This is a genomic window from Enterobacter sp. ECC-175, from assembly GCF_043968675.1.
Classification (GTDB): Bacteria; Pseudomonadota; Gammaproteobacteria; order Enterobacterales; family Enterobacteriaceae; genus Enterobacter.
In genome coordinates, this window is the sequence record NZ_CP143776.1 from 4,464,227 (window position 1) to 4,490,199 (window position 25,973).

At 59.5% G+C, this 25,973-nt stretch carries 24 protein-coding genes; 11 read left to right on the forward strand and 13 right to left on the reverse strand.

Annotated elements, in window-relative coordinates; all coding sequences use genetic code 11:
• Positions 1-441: a cytoplasmic protein gene (locus V1599_RS21110; protein WP_297116538.1), complete on the forward strand. Its 441-nt coding sequence runs from the start codon at positions 1-3 to the stop codon at positions 439-441.
• Between the two features lie 37 nt (positions 442-478).
• Here V1599_RS21110 and exbD read toward each other — a convergent pair whose 3' ends face one another.
• Positions 479-904 carry a TonB system transport protein ExbD gene (exbD, locus tag V1599_RS21115; RefSeq protein ID WP_112010747.1) on the reverse strand — a complete coding sequence of 142 codons (426 nt, stop codon included), beginning with the start codon at positions 902-904 and terminating at the stop codon, positions 479-481.
• Positions 905-910: 6 nt separating this feature from the next.
• A complete protein-coding gene (gene exbB, locus V1599_RS21120; RefSeq protein ID WP_112010748.1) occupies positions 911-1,642 on the reverse strand; it encodes a tol-pal system-associated acyl-CoA thioesterase in 732 nt (243 codons plus the stop codon).
• A 249-nt stretch (positions 1,643-1,891) separates the two neighbouring features.
• Between exbB and metC the strand changes: the two genes are divergently transcribed.
• Together metC and yghB are read left to right on the forward strand one after the other, a co-directional pair.
• On the forward strand, positions 1,892-3,079 hold the full coding sequence (metC, locus tag V1599_RS21125) for a cystathionine beta-lyase (protein WP_395300797.1): 1,188 nt from the start codon (positions 1,892-1,894) through the stop codon (positions 3,077-3,079).
• Between the two features lie 142 nt (positions 3,080-3,221).
• Positions 3,222-3,881 (forward strand): DedA family general envelope maintenance protein YghB, encoded by a 660-nt coding sequence (gene yghB / locus V1599_RS21130; RefSeq protein ID WP_112010750.1) that lies wholly within the window; start codon positions 3,222-3,224, stop codon positions 3,879-3,881.
• Between the two features lie 45 nt (positions 3,882-3,926).
• On the opposite strand, the gene V1599_RS21135 is transcribed toward yghB, so the two are convergent.
• A complete protein-coding gene (locus V1599_RS21135; protein WP_297116220.1) occupies positions 3,927-4,826 on the reverse strand; it encodes an AraC family transcriptional regulator in 900 nt (299 codons plus the stop codon).
• A 195-nt stretch (positions 4,827-5,021) separates the two neighbouring features.
• Between V1599_RS21135 and yqhD the strand changes: the two genes are divergently transcribed.
• Positions 5,022-6,185 carry an alcohol dehydrogenase gene (yqhD, locus tag V1599_RS21140; RefSeq protein WP_112010752.1) on the forward strand — a complete coding sequence of 388 codons (1,164 nt, stop codon included), beginning with the start codon at positions 5,022-5,024 and terminating at the stop codon, positions 6,183-6,185.
• A 106-nt stretch (positions 6,186-6,291) separates the two neighbouring features.
• Positions 6,292-7,119, forward strand: a complete 828-nt coding sequence (gene dkgA, locus V1599_RS21145; protein ID WP_112010753.1) for a 2,5-didehydrogluconate reductase DkgA — start codon at positions 6,292-6,294, stop codon at positions 7,117-7,119.
• Positions 7,120-7,190: 71 nt separating this feature from the next.
• Here the strand turns inward: dkgA and V1599_RS21150 are convergent, their stop codons facing one another.
• From V1599_RS21150 to V1599_RS21170, 5 genes are all read right to left on the reverse strand, one after another.
• Positions 7,191-9,368, reverse strand: coding sequence for a YgiQ family radical SAM protein (locus V1599_RS21150; RefSeq protein WP_395300798.1), 2,178 nt, complete (start codon positions 9,366-9,368; stop codon positions 7,191-7,193).
• A 188-nt stretch (positions 9,369-9,556) separates the two neighbouring features.
• On the reverse strand, positions 9,557-10,969 hold the full coding sequence (ftsP, locus tag V1599_RS21155; RefSeq protein ID WP_297116227.1) for a cell division protein FtsP: 1,413 nt from the start codon (positions 10,967-10,969) through the stop codon (positions 9,557-9,559).
• Between the two features lie 61 nt (positions 10,970-11,030).
• Positions 11,031-11,768, reverse strand: a complete 738-nt coding sequence (gene plsC, locus V1599_RS21160; protein ID WP_112010756.1) for a 1-acylglycerol-3-phosphate O-acyltransferase — start codon at positions 11,766-11,768, stop codon at positions 11,031-11,033.
• A gap of 161 nt (positions 11,769-11,929) precedes the next feature.
• On the reverse strand, positions 11,930-14,188 hold the full coding sequence (parC, locus tag V1599_RS21165) for a DNA topoisomerase IV subunit A (RefSeq protein ID WP_395300799.1): 2,259 nt from the start codon (positions 14,186-14,188) through the stop codon (positions 11,930-11,932).
• Between the two features lie 118 nt (positions 14,189-14,306).
• Positions 14,307-14,708, reverse strand: a complete 402-nt coding sequence (locus tag V1599_RS21170; protein ID WP_395300800.1) for a YgiW/YdeI family stress tolerance OB fold protein — start codon at positions 14,706-14,708, stop codon at positions 14,307-14,309.
• 138 nt (positions 14,709-14,846) lie between these two features.
• Between V1599_RS21170 and qseB the strand changes: the two genes are divergently transcribed.
• The 5 genes from qseB to lysM all read left to right on the forward strand — a co-directional run bounded on the left by qseB (position 14,847) and on the right by lysM (position 18,428).
• Entirely contained in the window at positions 14,847-15,506 is a 660-nt protein-coding gene (qseB, locus tag V1599_RS21175; protein WP_395300801.1) for a quorum sensing response regulator transcription factor QseB, read from the forward strand.
• On the forward strand, positions 15,503-16,840 hold the full coding sequence (qseC, locus tag V1599_RS21180) for a quorum sensing histidine kinase QseC (RefSeq protein ID WP_395300802.1): 1,338 nt from the start codon (positions 15,503-15,505) through the stop codon (positions 16,838-16,840). The genes qseB and qseC overlap by 4 nt, the downstream gene beginning before the upstream one ends.
• A gap of 104 nt (positions 16,841-16,944) precedes the next feature.
• Entirely contained in the window at positions 16,945-17,526 is a 582-nt protein-coding gene (locus V1599_RS21185; protein WP_297116246.1) for an NAD(P)H-dependent oxidoreductase, read from the forward strand.
• Positions 17,527-17,556: 30 nt separating this feature from the next.
• Positions 17,557-17,871 (forward strand): putative quinol monooxygenase, encoded by a 315-nt coding sequence (locus V1599_RS21190; protein ID WP_297116249.1) that lies wholly within the window; start codon positions 17,557-17,559, stop codon positions 17,869-17,871.
• A gap of 116 nt (positions 17,872-17,987) precedes the next feature.
• Positions 17,988-18,428 (forward strand): peptidoglycan-binding protein LysM, encoded by a 441-nt coding sequence (gene lysM, locus V1599_RS21195; RefSeq protein ID WP_112010763.1) that lies wholly within the window; start codon positions 17,988-17,990, stop codon positions 18,426-18,428.
• A gap of 27 nt (positions 18,429-18,455) precedes the next feature.
• Here lysM and V1599_RS21200 read toward each other — a convergent pair whose 3' ends face one another.
• From V1599_RS21200 to V1599_RS21210, 3 genes are read right to left on the reverse strand one after another with little or no spacing between them, the layout of a single operon-like run.
• Positions 18,456-19,643 (reverse strand): glycoside hydrolase family 88 protein, encoded by a 1,188-nt coding sequence (locus tag V1599_RS21200; protein ID WP_395300803.1) that lies wholly within the window; start codon positions 19,641-19,643, stop codon positions 18,456-18,458.
• 28 nt (positions 19,644-19,671) lie between these two features.
• Entirely contained in the window at positions 19,672-20,937 is a 1,266-nt protein-coding gene (locus V1599_RS21205; RefSeq protein WP_395300804.1) for an oligosaccharide MFS transporter, read from the reverse strand.
• Positions 20,938-20,970: 33 nt separating this feature from the next.
• Positions 20,971-22,785, reverse strand: coding sequence for a DUF2264 domain-containing protein (locus V1599_RS21210; RefSeq protein WP_395300805.1), 1,815 nt, complete (start codon positions 22,783-22,785; stop codon positions 20,971-20,973).
• 166 nt (positions 22,786-22,951) lie between these two features.
• Between V1599_RS21210 and V1599_RS21215 the strand changes: the two genes are divergently transcribed.
• On the forward strand, positions 22,952-23,791 hold the full coding sequence (locus tag V1599_RS21215) for a helix-turn-helix domain-containing protein (RefSeq protein WP_395300806.1): 840 nt from the start codon (positions 22,952-22,954) through the stop codon (positions 23,789-23,791).
• A 343-nt stretch (positions 23,792-24,134) separates the two neighbouring features.
• On the opposite strand, the gene V1599_RS21220 is transcribed toward V1599_RS21215, so the two are convergent.
• Both V1599_RS21220 and V1599_RS21225 read right to left on the reverse strand, forming a co-directional pair.
• Positions 24,135-25,022, reverse strand: a complete 888-nt coding sequence (locus V1599_RS21220) for a MurR/RpiR family transcriptional regulator (protein WP_395300807.1) — start codon at positions 25,020-25,022, stop codon at positions 24,135-24,137.
• The gene (locus V1599_RS21225) at positions 25,019-25,969 is read right to left on the reverse strand and encodes an iron-siderophore ABC transporter substrate-binding protein (protein WP_395300808.1); all 951 of its coding nucleotides are present in this window, start codon (positions 25,967-25,969) and stop codon (positions 25,019-25,021) included. Before V1599_RS21225 ends, V1599_RS21220 begins: the two co-directional genes overlap by 4 nt.
• Positions 25,970-25,973: the final 4 nt, after the last annotated feature.

Below are 25,973 nucleotides of genomic sequence, written 5' to 3' on the forward strand. Positions count from 1 at the left end.
ATGAAACAAGCGCCAGATAATAATGACCATTTAACTTTAGATAACAAAAAAAGTGATGAATTTATCTTAAAGCAAAATCTTGAGGTATTACGAGACGCCAAAAATGCCGAAATGGCGCGCATCGCTCAGGATTTGGTTTCGATTCCGGCGGCCCTGGTGCGTTTGAAATGGCAGCATCGCCATGAAGTTTATGCGCTACAGGTGAAAGAAGAAATTTACGGTGCCGTGATGAACAGCATCATCGAACAGCGCCCCGAGCTGAAAGAGAAAATTTTGGGGCGGCTGGAGGCCAATTACCAGTATCTGCTGGCGCGAGAGACGGCCACCCTGCGCCTGACGCGCAAGCTCGCTGAGGGTAAGCACCGCACGTCGAACGTCACCTGCGTCGCGCTGGATGAGGACGCGCTGTCGAATAGCGGAGAAGGAAAGGATTTAAAGTAAGGCAAACAAAAAAGCTGGCTTTCGCCAGCTTTCGTGATTATTTCGCGGCCGCTTTCTCTTCGCCGACTAAACCAATTTTCAGGTAACCCGCCTGGTGTAGCGTATCCATCACCTTCATCATGGTTTCGTAATCGACGGTTTTATCCGCGCGGAAGAAGACGGTGGTGTCTTTCTTGCCGCCGGTAAGCTGCTCCAGCGCAGGAATAACGGACGCATCGGTGACCGGGTCATTGCCCAGGAACATCGATTTATCCGCTTTTACCGACAGGTAGATCGGCTTTTCCGGGCGCGGCTGCGGCTGGCTGGAAGAGGCCGGCAGATTGACCTTCACGTCAACGGTCGCCAGCGGCGCCGCCACCATGAAGATAATCAGCAAAACCAGCATGACGTCGATAAACGGCGTCACGTTGATTTCATGCATTTCGCCGTTATCGTCCAGGTTTTCGTTAAGACGCATCGCCATAGTTCATCAACCTACGCGCAGTTTAGACGCCGCGTGCACCGGCTTAACGGAGCTGGCGTTGAGGTCCAGATCGCGGCTTTGCAGCAGCAGAACCTGCGCCGCAACGTCGCCCAACGTGGCTTTATAGCTGCCGATCATCCGCGCGAAGATGTTGTAGATAACCACGGCCGGAATAGCGGCCACCAGGCCAATTGCCGTTGCCAGCAGCGCTTCCGCGATGCCCGGCGCAACGACGGCCAGGTTAGTGGTTTGCGTTTGCGCAATGCCGATAAAGCTGTTCATGATGCCCCAGACCGTACCAAACAGACCGACAAACGGGGAGATGGCGCCGATGGTCGCCAGATAACCGTTGCCGCGGCCCATGTGACGGCCCACGGCGGCAACGCGGCGCTCCAGGCGGAAGCCGGTACGTTCCTTGATGCCTTCGTTATCTTCACTGCCTGCGGAGAGTTCCAGCTCGTTCTGCGCTTCGTTCACCAGAAGAGAGGTCAGGCTTTTCGCGTGGAAGGATGAGGTCATGTCCGATGCCTGATCCAGAGAGCGGGCTTCGGCCAGCTGCTGCTGTTCGCGCTTGAGGCGGCGCTTCTGCGAAATAATCTCAACGCTCTTGCTGAAGAAGATAGCCCAGGTGATCACGGACGCCAGAATCAGGCCGATCATCACAATCTTAACCACGATGTCAGCATGCTGATACATGCCCCAAACGGAGAGGTCCGTCTGCATCAAATTATTACCCACTCTGTATCTCCAGGACGCAAATCACAAATTCTGAGCTAATAATATCAAAATGTCGCCGAATTGATAGTAGTTCTCATTAGTATTTGCATACTGCCGTAATTTTCGCTCACTTTCCTTGCGCTTACGCAGTAAAAATTTCTTATGCGGTTTTTTCATAACATTTTCTGCTTATTCGATAAGCATCCAGGTGCAGATTTTTTTAGTCGTGGTAGTCTGGACGTCCAGACGTATAAAAAAGGGTTGGCGAACATGACTAAGAAGCAGCTTGATACCACGCTGGTGCAGGCCGGACGCAGCAAAAAATACACTCAGGGATCGGTCAATAGCGTGATTCAGCGCGCCTCCTCGCTGGTGTTTGATACCGTTGAAGACAAAAAAATCGCCACGCGCAATCGTGCAAAAGGCGGGCTGTTTTACGGCCGTCGCGGCACGCTGACCCACTTTTCGCTGCAGGAAGCCATGTGCGAGCTGGAGGGCGGCGCGGGCTGCGCGCTGTTCCCCTGCGGCGCGGCGGCGGTCGCCAATACGATTCTGGCATTTGTCGAACAGGGCGACCATATCCTGATGACCAATACCGCCTACGAGCCAAGCCAGGACTTTTGCACCAAAATTCTCAGCAGGCTTGGCGTCACCACCGGCTGGTTTGACCCGCTCATCGGTGAAGGCATTGCCGAGCTGATTCAGCCGAACACGCGCATCGTGTTCCTGGAATCCCCCGGCTCCATCACCATGGAAGTGCACGACGTGCCCGCTATCGTGAAGGCCGTGCGCAGCAAAGCGCCTGAAGCCATCATCATGATCGACAACACCTGGGCGGCAGGCGTGCTGTTCAAGGCGCTGGATTTCGACATTGATATCTCAATTCAGGCCGCCACCAAATACCTGATTGGCCACTCTGACGGCATGATTGGTACTGCGGTTTCCAACGCGCGCTGCTGGGATCAGCTGCGTGAAAATGCCTACCTAATGGGGCAGATGGTCGACGCCGATACCGCCTACATGACCAGCCGCGGCATCCGCACGCTGGGCGTGCGCCTGCGTCAGCACCATGAAAGCAGCCTGAAGGTGGCGCAATGGCTGTCGCAGCATCCGCAGGTTGAGCGCGTTAACCACCCGGCGCTCCCCGGCAGCAAAGGCCATGCGTTCTGGCAGCGCGACTTTACCGGCAGCAGCGGGCTGTTCTCCTTCGTGCTGAAAAAGCGGCTCAGCAATGACGAGCTGGCAAGCTATCTGGATAACTTTGCCCTTTTCAGCATGGCCTATTCCTGGGGCGGGTTTGAGTCGCTGATTTTACCTAACCAGCCGGAGCAGATCGCCGCCCTTCGTCCGGATGGCGAAGTGGACTTCGACGGCACGCTGATTCGTTTACACATCGGTTTAGAAAATGTTGACGATCTTATTGCCGATTTAGCAGCAGGGTTTGAGCGTATCGTGTAGAGTGCAGCCTGAAATGTATTCTCTGGACGCTTTTGTGGACACTATTATCCAAATCCCCTGCGCGAGTTGCGCATGGGATCAATCCCAGAAGCGTCAACAGGGTGTACAATAGCGTCATATCCGCTGTTCCACAGGAAAGTCCATGGCTGTTATTCAAGATATTATCGCTGCGCTTTGGCAACACGATTTTGCCGCGCTGGCGGACCCGCACGTGGTGGGTATCGTCTACTTCGTGATGTTCGCGACCCTTTTTCTGGAAAATGGACTCCTGCCAGCCTCATTTCTGCCCGGCGACAGCCTGCTGCTGCTGGCGGGTGCGCTGATCGGTAAAGGCGTCATGGACTTTACGTCAACCATGGTGATCCTCACCTCCGCCGCCAGCCTGGGCTGCTGGCTGAGCTATTTGCAGGGCCGCTGGCTTGGCAACACGCGCGTGGTGAAGGGCTGGCTGGCGCAGCTGCCGCATAAATATCATCAGCGCGCGACCTGCATGTTTGACCAGCACGGCCTGCTGGCGCTGCTGGCCGGACGTTTCCTGGCCTTTGTACGCACCCTGCTGCCGACCATGGCGGGCATTTCGGGCCTGTCTAACCGCCGCTTTCAGTTCTTCAACTGGCTGAGCGCCCTGCTGTGGGTTGGCGTGGTCACCACGCTCGGCTACGCGCTGAACATGATCCCGTTCGTGAAGCGTCATGAAGACCAGGTGATGACCTTCCTGATGGTGCTGCCGATTGTCCTGCTGGTGGCGGGCCTGGTGGGGACTATCGCGATGGTGATTAAGAAAAAGTACTGCAGCGCGTGATCCCCTCACCCTGACCCTCTCCCCGCTGGGGAGAGGGGAAAAAACCTACGCTCCCTGCATCGTTCTGATACGTGACGCATCTTCCCCCGGCGTCACGCCGAAGTAGCGCTTAAACTCCCGACTGAACTGCGACGCGCTTTCATAGCCGACGCGCATCGCCGCCGCGCTGGCCTTCATGCCGTCGTGGATCATCAGCATCCGCGCCTTGTGCAGGCGATAGGTTTTCAGGTATTGCAGCGGCGAGGTGCTGGTGACCGACTTGAAGTTATGGTGGAACGCCGAAACGCTCATGTTCGCTTCCGCGGCCAGCTGGTCAACGCTGAGGTTCTCCGTGTACTGGCTCTCGATACGCTTCAACACGCGGCTAATCAGGCTGAAGTGGGTCTGACGGCTCACCAGCGCCAGCAGCGCCCCGCCGCCCGGCCCCAGCAGCACGTGGTAGAGGATCTCGCGGATAATCTGCTTGCCCAGGATACGGGCGTCCAGCGGCCTTTCCATGACGTCCAGCAGGCGCTCGATGGCGCACAGGATCTCATCCGAAAGCGTCGCGGAGTTGATCCCGCTCGCCGCCATCGACGGCTGAAAAAGCTCGTCCTCGCCGATCTCCATCAGCAGCTCCTGCAGCTGGAGAATATCGACGTTAACGCGAATGCCCGCCAGCGGCACCGCCTCTGTCGCAAACGTTTCACATTCAAAGGGTAAAGGGACCGTCAGCAGCAGGTATTCATTGGTGTCGTAGCGGAACACGCGCTCGTTGATATAGCCAATTTTATGGCCCGAGAAGAGAAAAACGATGCCCGGCTGGTACATCACCGGCGTGCGCGTACCCGGCTGCGTGCCGTAAAGCAGACGAATATCCGGCAGCACGCCTTCAGCGCTATTTCCATTATCTATCAATCGCTTAATTTGAGAGGTGAGCTGCAAACAGATGTCATCGCGGTTCATTACGGGCTACTCCGGATACGGTTTTCGACCCATGCAGTGTGCGCAATTTACCGCACTTTCTCCAGCCCTCTGTAGAAATGGGCAAGACATCGGCAGGAATGTGCATTGAGGGGATAGCGCCCTGCGCCCACAATGTGCAGCATCAGGTTGCCCTCTGCGGCACCGCGGTTTTTCACCCACTAAAGGGAACGAGCAATGAACAACTTCAATCTTCACACCCCCACCCGCATTCTGTTTGGTAAAGGCGCTATCGCCGATCTGCGTGACCAAATCCCGGCAGACGCCCGCGTGCTGATCACCTACGGCGGCGGCAGCGTGAAAAAGACCGGCGTGCTGGATCAGGTTTACAGCGCGCTGGACGGTCTGGACGTGCGCGAGTTCGGCGGCATCGAGCCTAACCCGTCTTATGAAACGCTGATGAACGCGGTCAAGATTGCCAAAGAAGAGAACATCACCTTCCTGCTGGCCGTTGGCGGCGGTTCCGTGCTGGACGGCACCAAGTTCATCGCCGCCGCGGCGCATTACGCGGACGGTATCGACCCGTGGCACATTCTGGAAACCCGCGGAAGCGACATTAACAGCGCGATCCCGATGGGCTCCGTGCTGACGCTGCCTGCGACTGGTTCCGAGTCCAACAAAGGCGCGGTGATCTCGCGTAAAACCACCGGCGACAAGCAGGCGTTTATGAACGAGCACGTTCAGCCCGTTTTCGCGGTGCTTGACCCGGTTTACACCTACACCCTCCCCGCCCGCCAGGTCGCGAACGGCGTGGTCGACGCGTTTGTTCACACCGTTGAGCAGTACGTGACGTATCCGGTGGACGCGAAAATTCAGGATCGCTTCGCGGAAGGTATTCTGCTGACGCTGGTCGAAGACGGTCCGAAAGCGCTGAAAGAGCCGGAAAACTACGACGTGCGCGCCAACGTGATGTGGGCGGCCACCCAGGCGCTGAACGGCCTGATCGGCGCAGGCGTGCCGCAGGACTGGGCAACGCACATGCTGGGCCACGAGCTGACGGCGATGCACGGCCTGGATCACGCTCAGACGCTGGCGGTCGTGCTGCCCGCGCTGTGGAATGAGAAACGTGACGCCAAGCGCGCCAAGCTGCTGCAGTACGCAGAGCGCGTGTGGAACATCACCGAAGGTTCTGACGATGCGCGTATCGACGCCGCGATCGAAGCGACCCGCAGCTTCTTCGAAAGCCTGGGCGTTCCCACTCGCCTCTCCGGCTACGGCCTGGACGGCAGCTCTATCCCTGCCCTGCTGGCAAAACTGGAAGAGCACGGCATGACCCAGCTCGGCGAGAATGGCGACATCACCCTGGACGTGAGCCGCCGCATTTACGAAGCGGCGCGCTAAGCGTTTTTAACCTCGCGCCTTTCGTTTTTTGACATTTCGTCCAGACTTAATGCAAACCAACATCGTCGGAGGCCCCCTCCGACGATGCGCACTTGAAGGAGGAAAAATGGCAAACCAAACCGTAATCAAGCTTCAGGACGGCAACGTGATGCCCCAGCTGGGGCTGGGCGTATGGAAAGCCGGTAACGACGAGGTCGTCTCCGCCATTCATAAAGCGCTGGAAGTCGGCTATCGGTCGATTGATACCGCCGCCGCGTACAAAAATGAGGACGGCGTAGGCAAGGCGCTCGCCAGCGCAGGCATGCCCCGCGACGATCTTTTCATCACCACCAAGCTGTGGAACGACGATCAGAAACGCCCCCGCGACGCCCTGCAGGAGAGCCTGGACAAGCTCCAGCTCGATTTTGTCGATCTGTATCTAATGCACTGGCCGGTTCCGGCCATCGATCATTACGTGGATGCCTGGAAGGGCATGATTGAGCTGCAAAAAGAGGGGCTGGTGAAGAGCATCGGGGTGTGTAACTTCCAGGTTCATCACCTGCAGCGCCTGATCGACGAAACCGGCGTCGCGCCGGTGATTAACCAGATCGAGCTGCACCCACTGATGCAGCAGCGCCAGCTTCATGCCTGGAACGCCACGCACAAAATCCAGACCGAGTCCTGGAGCCCGCTGGCGCAGGGCGGCGAAGGCGTTTTCGATCGGAAAATTATCCGCGAGCTTGCGGATAAATACGGCAAGACCCCGGCGCAGGTGGTTATCCGCTGGCATCTCGACAGCGGCCTGGTGGTGATCCCGAAATCGGTCACGCCGTCGCGCATCGCCGAGAACTTCGACGTCTGGGATTTCCGCCTGGACAAAGACGAGCTGGGTGAGATTGCGAAGCTGGATCAGGGCAAGCGTTTGGGGCCGGATCCGGATCAGTTCGGCGGTTAATCCCCTCACCGATATTCAAGTCCCTCTCCCCTTCGGGGAGAGGGTTAGGGTGAGGGGTGAGGGCATCATCGTTATCCGATCTTACGTTTTCCCGCTTTTTTCGCTCCCGATGCCCCGCCGTTGGAACGCTGATGCACAATCGGCGTATGTTTCGTGAGGGCCGGGCGCGTATGGCGGTTCTGGCGGCGCGCTTCGCGCATCTCCTCCAGCGTTGGCGCAGGCACCAGGCAGTCGCGGCGTGAGCCAATCAGGTGCTTTTTACCCATCTCTTCCAGCGCCTGGCGGATCAGCGGCCAGTTTGCCGGATCGTGATAGCGCAGCAGCGCCTTATGCAGACGGCGCTGCTTATCCCCCTTCGGCACCACCACGTCTTCGCTCTTATAGCCAATTTTGCTCAGCGGGTTCTTGCCGGTGTAATACATGGTCGTCGAGTTGGCGAGCGGCGACGGGTAGAAGTTCTGCACCTGGTCCAGACGGAAGCGGCGCTGCTTCAGCCACAGCGCCAGGTTCACCATGTCTTCATCGCGCGTGCCGGGGTGGGCGGAGATAAAGTATGGGATCAGATACTGCTCTTTGCCGGCCTGCTTCGAATAGGTGTCGAACAGCTGCTTAAAGCGATCGTAGCTGCCCATGCCCGGCTTCATCATTTTCGACAGCGGGCCTTCTTCGGTGTGCTCCGGGGCAATCTTCAGATAGCCGCCGACGTGGTGCGACGCAAGCTCTTTAATGTAGCGCGGATCTTCCACGGCGATGTCGTAGCGCACGCCGGAGGCGATCAGGATCTTCTTGATGCCCTTCAGATCGCGCGCGCGACGGTACAGGTTGATCGTCGGCTCGTGGTTGGTGTCCATATGCTCGCAGATGCTCGGATAGACGCACGACAGGCGGCGGCAGGTCTGCTCCGCGCGCGGTGACTTGCAGCGCAGCATATACATGTTGGCGGTGGGGCCACCCAGATCGGAGATCACGCCGGTAAAGCCCGGCACCGTATCGCGAATGGCTTCGATCTCGTTAATGATCGAGTCCTCTGAGCGGCTCTGAATAATGCGCCCTTCGTGCTCGGTGATCGAGCAGAAGGAGCAGCCGCCGAAGCAGCCGCGCATGATGTTGATCGAGAAGCGGATCATCTCGTAGGCCGGGATGCGGGCGTTGCCGTACGCCGGGTGCGGCACGCGCTTGTAGGGCAGCGCGAAGACGCTGTCCATCTCTTCGGTGGAGAGCGGGATCGCCGGCGGGTTAATCCAGATAAAGCGCTCGCCGTGCTTTTGCATCAGCGCGCGGGCGCAGCCCGGGTTGGTTTCATGATGCAGAATGCGGGACGCGTGGGCGTAAAGCACCTTGTCGGCTTTGACCTTCTCAAAGGACGGCAGCAGGACGTACGTTTTTTCCCACGGCTTCGGGCGCGGCGGCTGGACCACAATGGCTTTTGCTTCGACCTTTTTCGGCTCGACGGGCTTGTTATCCGCGCACGGCAGATCGTCTCCGTACGGGTGCGGAATTGGGTCGATCTTGCCCGGCCTGTCAATGATGCGCGAATCCACGCCGCTCCAGCCCGGCAGCGCCTCTTTCACCATGATCGCGGTGTTGCGCACGTCGCGAATGCTGCTCACCGGCTCGCCCTGAGAGAGGCGGTGCGCCACTTCCACCAGCGGGCGCTCGCCGTTGCCGTAAATCAGCATGTCGCCTTTCGAATCCACCAGCACCGAGCGGCGCACGGTATCGGACCAGTAGTCGTAATGCGCGGTGCGGCGCAGGCTCGCTTCAATGCCGCCCAGGATCACCGGCACGTCCTTCCACGCCTCTTTACAGCGCTGGGTGTACACAAGCGTCGCGCGGTCCGGGCGTTTACCCGCCACGTTATCCGGAGTATAGGCATCGTCGTGGCGCAGCTTGCGGTCCGCCGTGTAGCGGTTGATCATCGAGTCCATGTTGCCCGCGGTCACGCCGAAGAACAGGTTCGGTTTCCCCAGACGCATAAAGTCGTCTTTGCTGTTCCAGTCCGGCTGGGCGATGATCCCCACGCGGAAGCCCTGCGCTTCCAGCATGCGGCCACAGATCGCCATGCCGAAGCTTGGATGGTCGACGTAGGCATCGCCCGTCACCAGAATGATATCGCAGCTATCCCAGCCCAGCTGGTCCATCTCTTCACGGGACATCGGCAGAAACGGCGCCGGTCCAAAGCAGGCCGCCCAGTACTGGGGCCAGGAGAAGAGGTCGCGATCCGGCTGGATCAGGGAAATTGCGCTCATAATGCTTCCGAAGAAAAAATAGACAAAAGGGCGGGGATTATACGCTGGATCGCTGGGGGAATTGAAGGGGTATTGTGCGGGCCGTTGTCCCCTCACCCTAACCCTCTCCCCAAGGGGGAGAGGGGACTGCCAGGAGCGGTCTTTCACCCTCGCCCCTCTGGGGAGAGGGCCGGGGTGAGGGGTGAAATTTACGGTGCCGGATTCACCAGCATCTGCCCTACGGAACCCCGATCCATCATCTCCAGCGTCTGGCTGTGGAACAGGAACGGGAAGTGCGGCCACGACGGCTGGCCGTAGTAGACCAGCAGCTCAACCTGCCCGTCCACCCAAACGGTATCTTTCCAGCCGCGATCTTCCGGGAACGGCATCGCGCCGTTCACGTTGCGGATCAGGAAGCTCACCCCTTCGATATGGAACGACTGCGGCATATCCGAACGAACCGTCCAGCGCTCCCAGGTGCCCTGCTGCGCGGTAATATCAATACGGTTGACGTCCCACAGCGTGCCGTTGATGCCGGGATCGTCTCCGAGGCTGATATCGCGGCTGCGCACCGCCGGGCCGCTCAGGATCTCCTGTGGAAGCAGGCGCATCGGCAGGCTGTCGGTCACCAGCGGCAGCAGCCCGGTTGGGCGCAGCGTCAGGACCAGCGTCGACACCAGAATGCTCGACGGCTCGAAGAACCCGCGAATGCGGTCCACGATGCTCGCCGCTTCGCCGCAGGTGACGGACACTTCATCGCCGTTGGTCATATCGACCAAAATTTCACGCCGCTCGCCCGGCGCCAGCGACAGCTGCTTAACGGAAACCGGTGCCGGTAAAAAGCCCTGATCGCCCGAAATGACGTGCAGCGCGCGGCCGTCGCTCATCTGCAGCTGGTAGCGACGCGAGTTCGAGGCGTTGAGCAGGCGCAGGCGCACCCAGCCGCGGGATACTTCGACATACGGACTTTGCGCGCCGTTCACCAGCAGCGTATCGCCCACAAAGCCGCCGCTGCCCGGCTCGCTGTACTCCGGCGTGCCGAAGTTATCCAGGCGCTTGTCCTGGATAATGACCGGGAAATCATCCACGCCGTAGTGGTTTGGGATCGGCAGCGATTTACTCACCTCGTCCTCAATCAGCCACATGCCCGCCAGGCCGTTATAAACCTGCTGCGCGGTGCGGTTAGGCGTATTCGCGTGATACCACAGCGTGGCGGCACTTTGACGGATGGGCAGCACGGGCGCCCAGTCGGCGCTGGCCGACATCATGCGCGCCGGGCCGCCAATCAGCGGACCGGGCACCTGTAAGCCGCTAACGGTCATCGCCACGTTTTCAGGGGTGCGGTTACTGTAAATCAGCTTAACGTCATCCCCGTTCCACACGCGGATCGTCGGCCCCAGGTAGCGGCCGTTAATGCCCCACACCGGCGCGCGCGTGCCCTGGGTAAAGGACCAGTGGCTGCGCTGGAGGGTAAGGAAAAGCGGCTGACCGCGACGGGATTCAATCAACGGAGGAATGGGCAGCGGCTGCTGCTGCCCGGCGGCGCTGGCTGTCGAGGGTATCGCGCCCGCACAAAGGGCGATCCCCGAAGCCTGAATAAATTGACGCCGACTGAGTGACATATAAGCTCCATCTGAAACGATTAACAACGCGGGAATCGTTTTCCCTGATCTCATGGCCGGTTTAGATTTTACCGGCGGCTTCTCTCTCTGCGACTTCTTTGTCGAGGAGCGCAATGTGCTGAGCCATTATCTCGCGGCAGTGTGCTGCCAGCTCGCGCACCTGGTCTTTACCGTACTTGCTGGTATCCACCGGCGGCAGCATTTCAACGATCACCAGCCCGTTGTTCAGGCGGTTAAGATTAATCTTATTCGAAGTATTTGAAACGCACACGGGAATAATTGGAACGCCTGCCGCAATTGCGGCATGAAACGCGCCCGTTTTGAACGGCAGCAGGCCGCGACCGCGGCTGCGCGTCCCTTCCGGAAACATCCAGATAGAGATTTTGCGCTTCTTAAAGTGATTAACCACTTCCGCAATGGTGCCGTGCGCCTTTGCGCGGTTGTTGCGGTCAATCAGCAGGTTTCCGGTCAGCCAGTACAGCTGGCCGAAGAACGGGATCCACAGCAGGCTCTTTTTGCCCACGGTGACGGTCGGCGGCAGCACAATATTGGAAGCCGTGACCATATCGTAGTTATTCTGATGGTTGGCGATATAAATGGCGTTACCGAAGTTCTCTGCCCCTTCCGGCAGACGCTTTTCAACCTTCAGGCCGAACAGCGGCGCAAGGCGGCCAAACATGTGGCCAAACGTCGCGACATGCTTCGGGTTACGCGGGCTGAACAGGCAGTAGATGCAGCCGAAAACACAGACCAGAATGCAGTAGATGACGGTAAGAACGAGACGAACAATGTATAGCATAGCGACCTCTGAAGCCCCAACAGCTGACAATTATACTTCACCTGTGGCCAGGTAAGGACTTTATTACGAGCGCGTATTGTTAATCGCAACGCACGAATTAACAATGATTTTACGGGAAATTTTAATGATATCCCCCTCCCGGGCGGAGGGGGACAAACCGCTTACTCTTCGCTGTCGCCCGCGCTGCTGCGCGCAGGGGAATCCACGTCGATGCGGTCAATACGCTGCAGCCCGCGCATCAGCGAGCCGCGGCGACCGCGCTCACCTACCACTTTCTGCAGCTCTTCCGGACGAAGCTTGATCTTACGCTTGCCGACGTGGATGGTCAGCGTGCTCTGCGGCGGCAGAATCAGCAGGTGCGCAAGGCCATCCTCGCCTTTTGCCGCTTCCGCGGACGGAATGTTAATGATCTTGTTACCCTTGCCTTTAGACAGCTCCGGCAGATCGCTGACCGGGAACATCAGCATGCGTCCGGCCGCGCTGATCGCCAGCAGCATGTCGCTGTCGTTCTCGATCACCAGCGGCGTCATGACGCGGGCGTTGTCCGGCAGGCTGATCAGCGCTTTGCCCGCGCGGTTGCGCGACACGAGGTCGTTAAAGGTGCAGATAAAGCCGTAGCCCGCGTCGGAGGCCATCAGCAGCTTCTGCTCGTCGGCTTCCATCAGCATATGGTCAACCGTCGCGCCCGGCGGCAGCGTCAGCTTGCCGGTCAGCGGCTCGCCCTGGCCGCGTGCGGAAGGCAAGGTGATCGGATCGATGGCGTAGCTGCGACCCGTGGAGTCGATAAACGCCACCGGCTGGTTGCTCTTGCCCTTCACCGCCGCCTTGAAGCTGTCGCCCGCCTTGTAGCTTAGCCCCGGCGCGTCGATGTCGTGGCCTTTGGCGCTGCGCACCCAGCCGCTCTGAGACAGCACGATCGTGACCGGCTCGGACGGCAGCATGTCGTGCTCGTTCATCGCCTTCGCTTCTTCGCGCTCGTGCAGCGGTGAGCGGCGTTCGTCGCCAAACGCGTCGGCATCCGCCTGCAGCTCTTTCTTCAGCAGGGTGTTCATCTTGCGCTCGGACGCCAGAATCGCCTGCAGCTGATCGCGCTCTTTTTCCAGCTCGCTCTGCTCGCCGCGGATCTTCATCTCTTCCAGCCTGGCGAGATGGCGCAGCTTCAGCTCGAGGATCGCCTCGGCCTGGGTTTCGCTGATGCCAAAGCGCGACATCAGCGCGGGCTTCGGTTCGTCCTCGGTACGAATGATCTCGATCACGTCGTCGATGTTGAGGAACGCCACGAGCAGGCCTTCGAGGATGTGCAGGCGCTTAAGCACTTTTTCCAGGCGATGGTTCAGACGACGGCGCACCGTATCGCGGCGGAAGGCCAGCCATTCGGTGAGGATCTCCAGCAGGTTTTTCACCGCCGGGCGGCCGTCGAGGCCGATCATGTTCAGGTTGATGCGATAGCTTTTTTCCAGGTCGGTCGTTGCGAACAGGTGGTTCATTACCTGCTCCATGTCGACGCGGTTGGAGCGCGGCACGATGACCAGACGGGTCGGGTTCTCGTGGTCGGACTCGTCGCGCAGGTCGTCCACCATCGGCAGCTTTTTGTTGCGCATCTGGGCGGCGATCTGCTCCAGCACCTTCGCGCCGGAAACCTGGTGCGGCAGCGCGGTGATCACCACGGCGCCGTCCTCTTTATTCCAGACGGCGCGCATGCGCACGGAGCCGCGGCCGTTCTGGTAGATTTTGCGGATTTCCGCGCGCGAGGTAATGATTTCGGCTTCGGTCGGATAGTCCGGCCCCTGCACGATATCCAGCAGCTCGTCGAGCGAGGTTTTCGGCTGTTCGATCAGGGTGATGGCGGCGTTGGCCACTTCACGCAGGTTGTGCGGCGGAATGTCCGTCGCCATGCCCACCGCGATACCGGTGGTGCCGTTCAGCAGGATGTTCGGCAGGCGCGCAGGCAGCATTTTCGGCTCCTGCATCGTTCCGTCGAAGTTTGGCACCCAGTCGACCGTTCCCTGCCCCAGCTCGCCCAGCAGCACTTCTGCGTATTTGGACAGGCGGGATTCGGTATAACGCATCGCCGCGAAGGATTTCGGATCGTCCGGCGCGCCCCAGTTTCCCTGCCCGTCAACCAGCGGGTAGCGGTAGGAGAACGGCTGCGCCATCAGCACCATTGCTTCATAGCAGGCGCTGTCGCCGTGCGGGTGGTATTTACCCAGCACATCACCGACGGTACGGGCGGACTTCTTAAACTTGGCGCTGGCGCTCAGCCCCAGCTCGGACATCGCATAGACGATGCGGCGCTGAACGGGCTTCAGGCCATCCCCGATGAACGGCAATGCCCTGTCCATGATGACGTACATGGAGTAGTTCAGGTAGGCATTTTCCGTGAATTCATGTAGCGCGAGGCGCTCTGCCATATCGCTCATTACGTGTGATTCCTCAACTCAGAAACCGATGGGTTTCAGGCAATATTGCCGCAGATACTACCCTATCTGGCGAGTTGAGTCACAAAGAAAAAGGGCCGCATCAGCGGCCCTTTCCGGGTTATTTGTTCAGCTTGATAACCTGCTTCACGTCGATTTCAAACTCGTTCCAGTCTTTATCGACTTTACCCTGCAGTTCTACCTTATCCTGCGGGCTGACGGTCACGCCGTTCCAGCGCTTGTGGTCGATCTCAACCACCACCGTGCCGGTTTCGTCGCGGAAGGTGTAGCGGTCATCGGACAGACGCTCGGTGATGTTCCCGCGCAGCTTAACCCAGGCATCGTCCTTCAAATCTTTCACTTTTGCCGCCGTCGTCAGGTTGGCGTTGTTATCAACAAAACCGCCCTGCTGGGTTTGCGTTGGCGCGGCGGTGGCGGACGGGCCGTTAAAACCGCCCTGCGCGGCAAAAACAGGGGCCGTGGTCATCATCATGATGGCAGCAATTGCAGCGTATTTTTTCATCTTAACTCTCCCTTTAATGTCGTTTCGCAGTCCATTAAACAGGGTAATCCTTAACAACTTCTTAAGGGGAAAATTTATTTATTTTTTCTGTACAGCGCAGGTAAACAGAAGGTTTACTGGCGGCATCAAGGAGGGAACATGCGCATTTTACTGGTAGAAGACGACAGGCTGATTGGCGACGGCATCAAGGCCGGGCTGACTAAAATGGGGTTTAGCGTGGACTGGTTCACCGACGGTAAAACCGGCCGCGCGGCAATGTATACCGCCCCCTACGACGCCGTGGTGCTTGACCTGACGCTGCCGGAAATGGACGGTCTCGACATCCTGCGCGAATGGCGCGAAGGCGGGCGCAGCGAGCCAGTGCTGATCTTAACGGCGCGGGATGCGCTGAACCAGCGCGTGGAGGGGCTGCGCCTGGGCGCGGATGACTACCTTTGTAAGCCCTTCGCGCTGATTGAAGTGGCGGCGCGGCTCGAAGCACTGGTGCGCCGCAGCCACGGCCAGGCGCGCAGCGAGCTGCGTCACGGCAGGGTAACGCTTGACCCGACAAGCCTGGTCGCCACGCTGGACGGCGCAACCCTCACCCTCAAGCCCAAAGAGTTTGCCCTGCTGGAGCTGCTGATGCGCAACGCCGGACGGGTACTGCCGCGCAGGCAGATTGAAGAAAAACTCTACGGCTGGGATGACGATGTGTCCAGCAACGCCGTGGAGGTCCACGTTCACCATCTTCGCCGCAAGCTCGGCAGCGAGTTTATCCGCACCGTGCACGGCATCGGCTATACCCTGGGGGACGCATGAAGCTAAGCCTGAAGCTGCGCCTGACGCTCCTCTTCCTTTTGCTCTCGCTGGCCGCCTGGTTTGCCGCCAGCATCGTCGCCTGGCAGCAGACCGCACATAAGCTCGATAAATTATTCGATACCCAGCAGATGCTGTTTGCCAAGCGCCTGCTGACGATGGATCTGGACGAAATTCGCGCGCCGGAGCGAATGCGCGAGGTGCCGAAAAAGGCCAGACACGGGCATCTGGACGACGACGCGCTGGCGTTCGCCATCTTCGACACCGACGGCAAAATGGTGCTGAACGACGGTGAAAACGGTCGCGATATTCCGTATCACTATCGCCGCGACGGGTTTGACGACGGACGGCTGATTGACGATAGCGACGAATGGCGCTTCCTGTGGCTAACGTCTCCGGACGGCAAGCACCGCGTGGTGGTCGGGCAGGAGTGGGAGTACCGCCAGGAGATGGCGCTGGACGTGGTCAGCTCGCAGCTGACGCCGTGGCTGGTCGCGCTGCCCGTGATGCTGCTTCTGCTGGTCCTGCTGCTGAGCCGCGAGCTCAGGCCGCTGAAAAAGCTGGCGCAGACGCTGCGCTGGCGCTCGCCGGACGCCACGGACAGCCTGCCCACCGACGGCGTGCCGACGGAGGTGCGCCCGCTGCTCGACGCGCTCAACCACCTGTTTGCGCGCACGCAGGAGATGATGGCCCGCGAGCGCCGCTTCACCTCAGACGCTGCCCACGAGCTGCGCAGCCCGCTGGCGGCGCTGAAGGTACAAACCGACGTGGCGCAGCTGTACGTGGACGATCCGCAGGCGCAGGCCAGGGCGCTGGCGCAGCTGCACGCGGGCATCGATCGCGCGTCCCGGCTGGTGGATCAGCTCCTGACCCTCTCCCGGCTGGATTCGCTGGATAACCTTGACGACGTTGAAACCGTGGCGATGGCGGATTTACTGCAGTCGGCGGTGATGGATATCTACCATCCGGCGCAGCAGGCGGGCATTGAGGTCCGGCTGAACGTCAACGCCCCGCACGTCACGCGCGCCTGCCAGCCGCTGCTGCTCGGCCTGCTGGTTCGCAACCTTCTGGATAACGCCGTGCGCTACAGCCCGCGCGGCAGCGTGGTCGACGTAACGCTCGACGCCCACGGCTTCACCGTTCAGGACAACGGCCCCGGCATTGCGCCCGACGCGCTGGCCCGCATCGGCGAGCGCTTTTACCGCCCGCCGGGGCAGGATGAGACCGGCAGCGGGCTGGGGTTATCCATCGTGAAGCGGATTGCCGCCCTGCACGGCATGCGCGTCGTCATGAACAATGCCCCTGACGGCGGCTTCAGGGTGACGGTGAGCGGATAGGGATTATTGCGCCACACGCAAAAGACTTTACACATTTTGCTCATTTTTCCGGCCCGCTCTCGCGCGTACAATGCCCGGCATACTCTCCCCATCGAGGACAAATAATGAGCAACATTCTGATTATCAACGGCGCAAAAGAATTTGCGCACTCTAAAGGCCAGCTGAATGACACCCTGACCGAGGTCGCGGACGGCTTCCTGCGCGACGCCGGGCATGATGTTAAGGTCGTGCGCGCGGACGGCGATTACGATGTTAAGGCGGAAGTGCAGAACTTCCTGTGGGCCGATACCATCATCTGGCAGATGCCGGGCTGGTGGATGGGCGCGCCGTGGACGGTGAAAAAATACATCGACGACGTGTTCACCGAAGGCCACGGTTCGCTGTACGCCAGCGACGGCCGCACCCGCTCCGACGCGTCTAAAAAATACGGCTCCGGCGGCCTGATTCAGGGCAAAAAATATATGCTCTCCCTGACCTGGAACGCGCCGATTGAAGCCTTCACCGAGAGCGATCAGTTCTTCGAAGGCGTGGGCGTAGACGGCGCGTATCTGCCGTTCCACAAGGCCAACCAGTTCCTCGGCATGGAGCCGCTGCCGACCTTTATCGTTAACGACGTGATTAAAATGCCTGACGTCCCGCGCTATATCGCAGAATATCGCAAGCATCTGGCGGAAATTTTTGCTTAACTGTTAGGCTGGAATTAGAAGGAGTTAATTATGCTTACCGTTATTGCTGAAATCCGTACGCGTCCGGGCCAACATCACCGTCAGGCCGTGCTGGATCAGTTCGCGAAAATTATCCCGACCGTGCTGAAAGAAGAAGGCTGCCACGGCTATGCGCCGATGGTGGATGCCGCGACAGAGGCGAGCTTCCAGGCCACCGCGCCGGACTCCATCATCATGGTTGAACAGTGGGAAACCGTCGCGCACCTTGAAGCGCATCTGCAAACCGCGCACATGAAGGCGTGGAGCGACGCGGTAAAAGGCGACGTGCTGGAAACCCACATCCGCATTCTGGAGCAAGGGGTTTAAGTTTCCCCTCCCCCTCTATTCAGGCCCGGCAAGCGTTAGCGCTACCGGGCTTTTTTTATCGCCTTATCGCCCAACTGCTATGCTTATTCTGACGTCATGTCTAACAGGAGGAAGGAATGGGACTTTTTAACTTCGTGAAAGAAGCGGGCGAAAAGCTCTGGGACAACCTGACTGACCACAAGGGCCAGTCCGACAAGGTCACGGAACACCTTAAGAAACTTAACATTCCCGGTGCAGATAAAGTGCAGGTCAACGTGACCGACGGCAAAGCCAGCGTCACGGGCGACGGGCTGACCCAGGAGCAGAAAGAGAAAATCCAGGTCGCGGTCGGTAACATCGCAGGCGTCAGCGAGGTGGAGAACAACATTACCGCGACGGATGCCAAAGACGAAGCCACCTACTATACGGTGAAATCCGGCGATACCCTGAGCGCCATCTCGAAAACCGTGTACGGCGACGCCAACCAGTACAACAAAATTTTCGAGGCCAACCGCCCGATGCTCTCCAGCCCGGATAAAATCTACCCGGGGCAGACGCTACGTATTCCTAAGGCGTAACCTGTGCGTCGGGGTTCGCCCCGACGTTTACCAGTACGGCTTCCAGCTCTGCGTTAACCGCATCAGCGCCTCTACGTAGAAGTAATCTCCCCAGCTTGCGCATTCATCCACGCCTTTATTGCTTGCGAGATGGTAAACCGAGTGCTTCAGCAGCCCGGTACCGCTCTCCTCTTTGCCCATCAGGTAATGCTTCGTCAGCGAAGAGACGATCGCTTTCGCCCAGTCCAGATAGCGCTCGCGATCCGGATCGGTCACCGGCAGATGCTTCACCAGCTCCAGCAGGCCGCACGCGGCGATCGCCGCAGAGGAGGCGTCGCGCAGGGCGTCGGTGCCCACCAGCGCCAGATCCCAGTGACAAACGTAGTCCTCCGGCAGGCGGTTGAGGAAGTAGTTCGCCAGCCGTTTTGACAGACCAATCATGTTGCTATCGCCGGTGTAGATATAGCTCAGCAGGAAGCCATAAATCCCCCACGCCTGCCCGCGCGACCAGCAGGAGTCGTCCGCGTAGCCCTGCTGGGTATTGCCGTAGCGCGCCGCGCCCGTGGCCACGTCCATGTAGTAGGTATGGAACGTTGAGGCGTCGTCGCGGACCAGGTACGTTGCCGCCTGCATCACGTGCGCCTTCGCGGCGTTGGCAAAGCGCGGATCGCCCGTCTGCTCGGTCGCCCAGTAGAGCAGCGGCAGGTTCATGTTGCAGTCGATGATCATCCGCCCGGCCTGCTCGGGATCGGCCAGATCGCCCCACGCCTGAACGATCTTCGCCTTCTCGTGAAAGCGCTCAAGCAGGGCTTCCGCCGCCAGCAGCGAGAAGCCGCGCGCTTCGCGGTTGCCCGTTAATCGCCACGCCGCCACGCAGGAGAGCGTGTACAGGAAGCCTAAATCGTGGGTGTTGGTGTCATGACGCCCGGCGATGCGCAGGCCAAACGAGCGGACGTGCTTTTCCGCCATCGCGCGGAATTTTTCCTCGCCGCTCATCTCCCAGGCGAGCCAGAGCTGCCCGGTCCAGAAGCTGGTGGTCCACTCTACGTTGTCGGTCAGCGGATAAAAACCGTTCTGGCAGGTTTCCGCCGGGAATTTGTCGCCGAACTCCGTTAAATGACGGCTAATCAGGTCAAGAACGTGTCTGCGCGCCGAATTCAGTTCATCGCTGAATGCGCGGGAGTCAACGGGCGCAGCGATAACAGGCAGACGTTCTTCTTTGATACGACTTAACATATTTCGGTTCCTTCTTTGACGGCGTAATTTATCGTGTTGACGTTTCTGCTACGTTCAGCGCACGAGCCCCGCGCCATTTGCTCTGACAGGCGGATAACGTAAAAGCAGAAATAAGGGTAAAGGTCAGCGCCGTTGCGCCCATGATGATATAGGTGTGCTCAAAGCCAATACGGTCATACATATAGCCGGCAGGGGAAGAGACCACCACGTTGCCAAGGTAGAGCATCGCCTGATAGCCGAGTAAATACATGGTGGCATTCACGCGCTTGTCGAAATGCTCGGCGATGTATTTAAAAACGGAGACCAGCAGCAGGCAGATCTCCAGGCCGTAAAGCGGCTTGAGAATCGAGATTAATAAGTGCGAGTCACAGATGCCGGAAATAATCAGGCGCGCCCCAACGATAAGCCCAACAATTAACAGCCCGCGCTTGGCGCCGATGAAATTAACGAACAGCGGGATCACCATATACATGACAAATTCCATCCCGGACTGCACGGTGCCCAGATAGCCAAACACCGCGTTGCCCTGGTGAATATCGTCAAAGAAGGTGACGAAATAGCGCGAGAACTGCTGCTCGGCAATAAACATCATCCACGCCACGCCCGCCACGTAGAGGCAGAACGCCCAGAATTTGCGGTTACGCAGCAGAGCGTAAACGTCCGACGGGGCGATTTTTTCTTTGGTCAGCACCTCGCCCGCGTGGACTGAGTTAGTGTTCACTTCCAGCGTCAGCAGGACAATCAGCATCACCACCGAGGCCACGCTGCCCAGCATAAAGTTATACGCCGGAGAGAGGTTAAACAGCAGGCCGGAAAAGGACGATGCCACCGCCCAGCCGAGCGATCCCCACATGCGGATCTGCCCGAACTCCATGCCGTTCAGGCGGCTAAAGCGGTCGGAATAGGATTCGCACGCCGCCACGCCCGCGTACCAGGCAAAGCTCAGGTACAGCGCACCCACGATAATGCCGATCGGGGTGTGGGACATGAGCAGCGGCTGATAGACATAAATAAAGAACGGCGCCATCAGGGCGGACATCGCCACCACAAAATAGAGCAGGTATTTGCTCATGCCGATCTTATCGAGAATATAGCCGTAGATCGGTTTGAGAATAACCGAGAAAACGCCGTTAACCGCAAACACGGTGCCAATCACCGACCCGCTAAGGTTGGCCTTTTGCCCGAGCCAGATGGCCAGCAGGCCAATACTGGCGGACCAGGTAAAGAAGTAGAGAAAGATAAAGCTGCTGATTTTGTAATATTCGGTTCTGCTTGTTGTAGATGACGTTTTCATACCATCCTCGCCGACGTGTAGGGGTCAGGTTTTTTATAATGTGAACGACAGCAGGCGCTCGCTTTCGGGATCGCGAATCACGGCCTGGCCGCGGGTGATGCTCAGTATCGGAGTCGCCGCAGCGCGCTGTTTTTCGCTGGCCGTCACGGCGCAGCAGAGCCAGCTTTCGCCCTGCGGAATCTCAGTTTTTAGCAGCGGAATAGAGGCGCACTCCGGGAACATGATGCTGCTGTTCGGCGGGGTGACGATGCTGTCCGGCTCTCGCGCCAGCTCCGGCGAGAGATCGACAATCGCGCTGTAGCCGTTCTCTGCGGCCAGGTAGCAGCCGCGCTCGCGAAGCCGGTGCTCCGCTTTCATGACGGCAAACCCGCCCTCCGCCGTTTGCAGGCGGCGCGCGCTGTGGATGCGGTGCAGCCGCAGGTGCCACTCGCCGAACGGTATTTGCCAGGTGTCGATGTGAACGTCATGCCACGGCGACCAGTGCGAGTAGAGGTAGTTTTCGTCCACCCGTACCGCCCCGCATTCTCGGCGGCCGCGATAGTAGTCATCGCCGTCGGCCAGCAGCAGCATGGAGTCGCAGGCGGCGTGCTTTAGCCCAAAACGCCCGCGCTCAATGGTGAAGCCGAAGCGGCTGGAGTAGGCAAATTTGGTGTATTTGGCCTCGGTGTTAACGTAATTGTTCAGCTCAAGCTGCCCCGCGGTGAGCATGGTGACGTGCCGGGAGTTCTCCGCATGGATAAGGATCTGCCGGGCATGCGGAATCACGTGCTTTTCGGCCAGCGCGGGCAGCGGCTGTTCTTCCGCCAGCCAGAACGGATGATCCTCCGGCAGCGCCAGGATCAGGTAGGTTTTCAGCGCCCAGTACGGCGAGCCAGGCGAGTTGTAGTCCTCGCACATCTCCAGGTTCGGGTAGGCAAACCCGAGGGTCAGAATGCCGTCGCGGTCGGCTATCGGCTGCTGCTGCCACCAGCGCAGGTGGCGCAGGATAATGCCCTTCACGACGCCCGGCGTGAACGCGTCCAGCCCGGAGAACGCGACCGCGCTCCAGAAGGCAACCATCGCAAAGCGGTAGGTCAGGCTGCGGCCAAACGGCACCGACGCGCCGTCGGCGGCGGACCAGTAGATAAAATCCCGTGCGAACAGCCGCGCGCGCTCGCGCAGCCCCCCCGCCCTCGCCTCGTCACCGCTGAGGGTGGCGTAAATCAGGCCGTAGAAGTGGAATGCCATCGAGATGTAGTAATCCCTCGGCCTGCCGGGGCCGTCCGAATACCAGCCGTCGCCGAGGTAGTAGGCTTCCATCATCGCAAAGCGACGGTCGATGGCATGCTGGTCAAACGGCAGCCCGGCGCGCTTAAAACCGAGCTGGACCATAACGGCGAAGTAGTTCCAGTTGCTGTCCGGCATCTGCGCGTCGGTGATTTGGTTGAGCCACGCGTGCAGGTTTTCCAGCTCGCGCTCGCTAAACCGCTCGGCGAGCGTATTCCCCAGCAGCGCCAGCCCGAGCCCGTAGGCCGCCATCTCCACCAGCCGCTGGTCGTACGGGCCGGTTTCGCCCCAGTAGCCTTCGCCGTGCGGATCGGTACCAAGCTTAATGGCGGTAAGGTACTTCTCGCTAAAGGGCTCGGATTCGCCGGACGCCATCAGCGGAAACAGCCCCCAGAGCGCGCGAGAAAGTCCCTCCATCTGCGCAATGTCCGTCGCGTAGTGCGCGCAGGTCTCACCCAGCGAAAAGCGCGAGCTGCCTGCCGGAAACTGCGCATCCAGCGCCGCCAGCATCGTCTTCAGCGACGCCGCCACATCCCGTCGCGAAGACAACGGATTTGATTTTTCGTTATTTACCGCCCACATAGGTTCGCCCTCGTCGTCAACTGCGGCCAAGGATAGTGAAAGCATGAGGTGGAGAAATGTTAGCCGCGTCACAGGTGGGAGCGTTTAATAAACCTCCAGTTGATAAAATTTAAAATGGTGGTTTATAAATGGATTTTGACGGGAAAAAGTTGAGTTTTATTGCACCATGCGCGACACGCCAACGTCGGAACATCTCGAGCTGATTACGCTGAACAATACCGTTGCCTCCTTCAGCCGCCTGTATGCCAACACCGTTCGCTATCACCACTGGCACCAGTGTCTGGAGATCCTCTACGTCGAGGAGGGGTTTGGCGTGGCGATTGTCGATAATCAACACTTCACCATGCGCCCCGGGCGGCTGTTTTTCTTTCCGCCGTTTACGCTGCATAAGGTGAGGGTGGACGAGCGGGCGGAGGCCATCTATCGGCGCACGATTATTCATCTCGATCAGCATGCGGTGATGAACGTGCTGCGTGATTTTCCGCACACGCAGCAGCGGCTGCGGGCGCTGTCACGGCGCGGAGGCGCGGCGTGGGTGGCGGACATGGCCCATTGCCACAGCCATATCACGCACCTGTTTAGCTGCTACCAGCCGCCGATGACCGGCGAGCGCATCGCGGGGCTGCTGATCGGCCTGTTTGCCATGCTGCCGGACGTGGAGGACGGCGCGCCGGGCAGCAGCCAGGGGGTCGCCAGCCGGGCGATGTTCTGGCTGGAAGAGCACTATCAGCAGAAGTTCCGCCTGGACGCGCTGGCGGCCGAGCTGGGCATCTCGCGCAGCTACGTGTCGCGGAAATTTCATGCGGAAACGGGGGAGAAGATCCACGACTATCTGAATACGCTAAGGCTGCGCAAGGCCTGCGAGTGCCTGCTTCACTCGGACACGAGCGTGCGCGACATTGCCGCGCAGGTAGGGTTTTCCGACGTGACGTGGTTTATCAGCGCGTTTAAGAAAGGAATTGGCGAGACGCCGCTGCAGTACCGGAAGAATCATCGGGCGGTTTGATGCTCTCACCCTCAGGGGCTGAGGGATCCGCACATATTACAGCAGGCACAGAATACTCCCTCTCCATTCAGGGAGAGGGCTGGGGTGAGGGTGAACATACGGCTGTGGTGGTAATTCCGTTCACTTTACGAGCCTTGCTACTCTGAAATCACAATACTTGTGAACGTGTTAAGGGGACTCGCCGCGCATCCCTGCGCGGCGCCCCGGCCTGCAGGAAACGCCTCAGCGATTTTCAGCCAGACCAGGGTGTCGCTTTAAGCTATTAATTCTCTTGATAAAACCTTAATTGCTTCTGGTTAAAAATTTCCTGGGGATACCTGAGCCTTTTGGGAAAGGGCGAAAATCACCCACTCTTCTTCCCCGGCTTTAACCCACGGTGAAACTCGTTGATGCGCTTCATCGACTTAATGGTGCGCTGCGGCTCTGTGGAGGCGACGGACAGTATCATCATCTCCAGGCACACGAGCACCGTGCCGTGCAGCGGAATTTTGCCCTTCTCGCCGCCGCGCGGAACGTGGATCACCACGCTCGCCTCTTTGCTAAAGCGCGAATCCAGCGCGTTGGTCAGCAGGATGGTGGGAATGCCGAGCCGCCTCGCTTCGCGCAGCGTCGTTTGGCCTTCGCGATGCGCGGATTTCTGCGCCATCATCACCAGCACGTCCCCGCGCTGCAGGGCGATCAGCTGCTCCGAAAGCCCTATCCCGGTGCGGTTCAACACCGTCGCGGGCAGGCCAATGCGGCTGAACAGCCGCGCGCTGTACTCGGCCAAAATGCCGGACGCGCCGATGCCGAAAATCGCCACCTGTCGCGCCTGGGACAGCAGCGCCACCGCCTGCGCCAGCGCGTAGCGGTTGGCGGGCTCGGAGAGAACCGCGCAGGTATGCTGGTGTCCCTCAAGCACAAAGTCGATGCTGGCGTTGACGTCGCTGGTCAACAAGCCCACGGTGCTGGACATCTTTTCGCTGGAGGTCACAATTGGCCCAAACCACTGCTCCAGCGTCTGTTTTAAATCGCGCAGACCGGCAAAGCCGAGGGCCTGAATGGCGCGCACGACGGTGGCATCCGACGTTTTGAGCACGCTGGCAATCTCCATCGCCGTTTGCTCGAGTACCGCTTCCCGGTTTTCATTGATATAGCGTGCCACCAGCAGCAGGCGCGGCGTCAGCTGGTGCCCGCGCGTGCGAAAGCGATCGCCGTAAATATCCACCCGCGCTTTGTCTTTTCGAATCACCGCGACGCCTCCGGCAGTGGACGACCCGCAATCTGCGACTGCACCTGCGCGGCCATCAGCCCCAGGGAGGCAAACGAGTTCGAGATAGCCTCTTCACGGGAGATGAGCACGTAACGCCCGGTACGGCAGGCGTTGAGGAACTGGCACCAGCCCGGCATCACCGCCTCCATGGCCTTCAGCTCGTCCTGCGGCGTTCCGCCGGTATCCCCGCGCCAGGTGGCAAAGACAAAATCGGCATCCAGCTCCGGCAGGCGCTCGGCGCTGACGTCGATGCGCCCGCCGTCGGGAATGCTGTCAATCAGCGGCGGGAACCTGAACCCGGCGTCGCGCAGCACGCGGCCAAGCGAGTGGTAGCTGTGCATGGCGGTAATTTTTCCCTGATTGGCCTGAATCACCGAGACGGCGATCCTGCGGGTGTCGACGGTCGCCTTCAGCGCCTTGATTTGCTCCCGATAGCGACGCTCCAGGATCTTTAGCCGCGCCTGGGTGCCGGTCAGCTGCGCCAGCTTGCGGTAAATCTCCGGCGCACCGCCGTCGAGGTGATCGATGCTCACCGTCGGCGCGATTTTTTCCAGCTGCGCGATCGGCGTGTTGCGGGTGGGCTCGGTGATAATCAGATCCGGCTTAGCGGCGGCGATGGCTTCAATGTCGATATCGGCGGTGCCGATGAATTTTATGTCGGAGTTATCAAAGTCTACGCCCGTCAGCATGCCGCTGGAGCGCAGGAAATGGCTGCCGTCCGGGCGCGTGCGGCCGTGGCTGGCGACCGGCGGCACGCCAAGCTCAATCAGCGGAATGGTGATGTCCAGATCGTGCAGCGAAACGATCCGCTTCGGGTGAAGCGGCACCACCACCTTGCGATGGAGATCGTCCGTAAAGGTCTGCGTCGGCTCAGCTGCGCTTACCGCAAAGCCCACCAGCAACAGCACAGAAATCAGTATGCGCATCAGA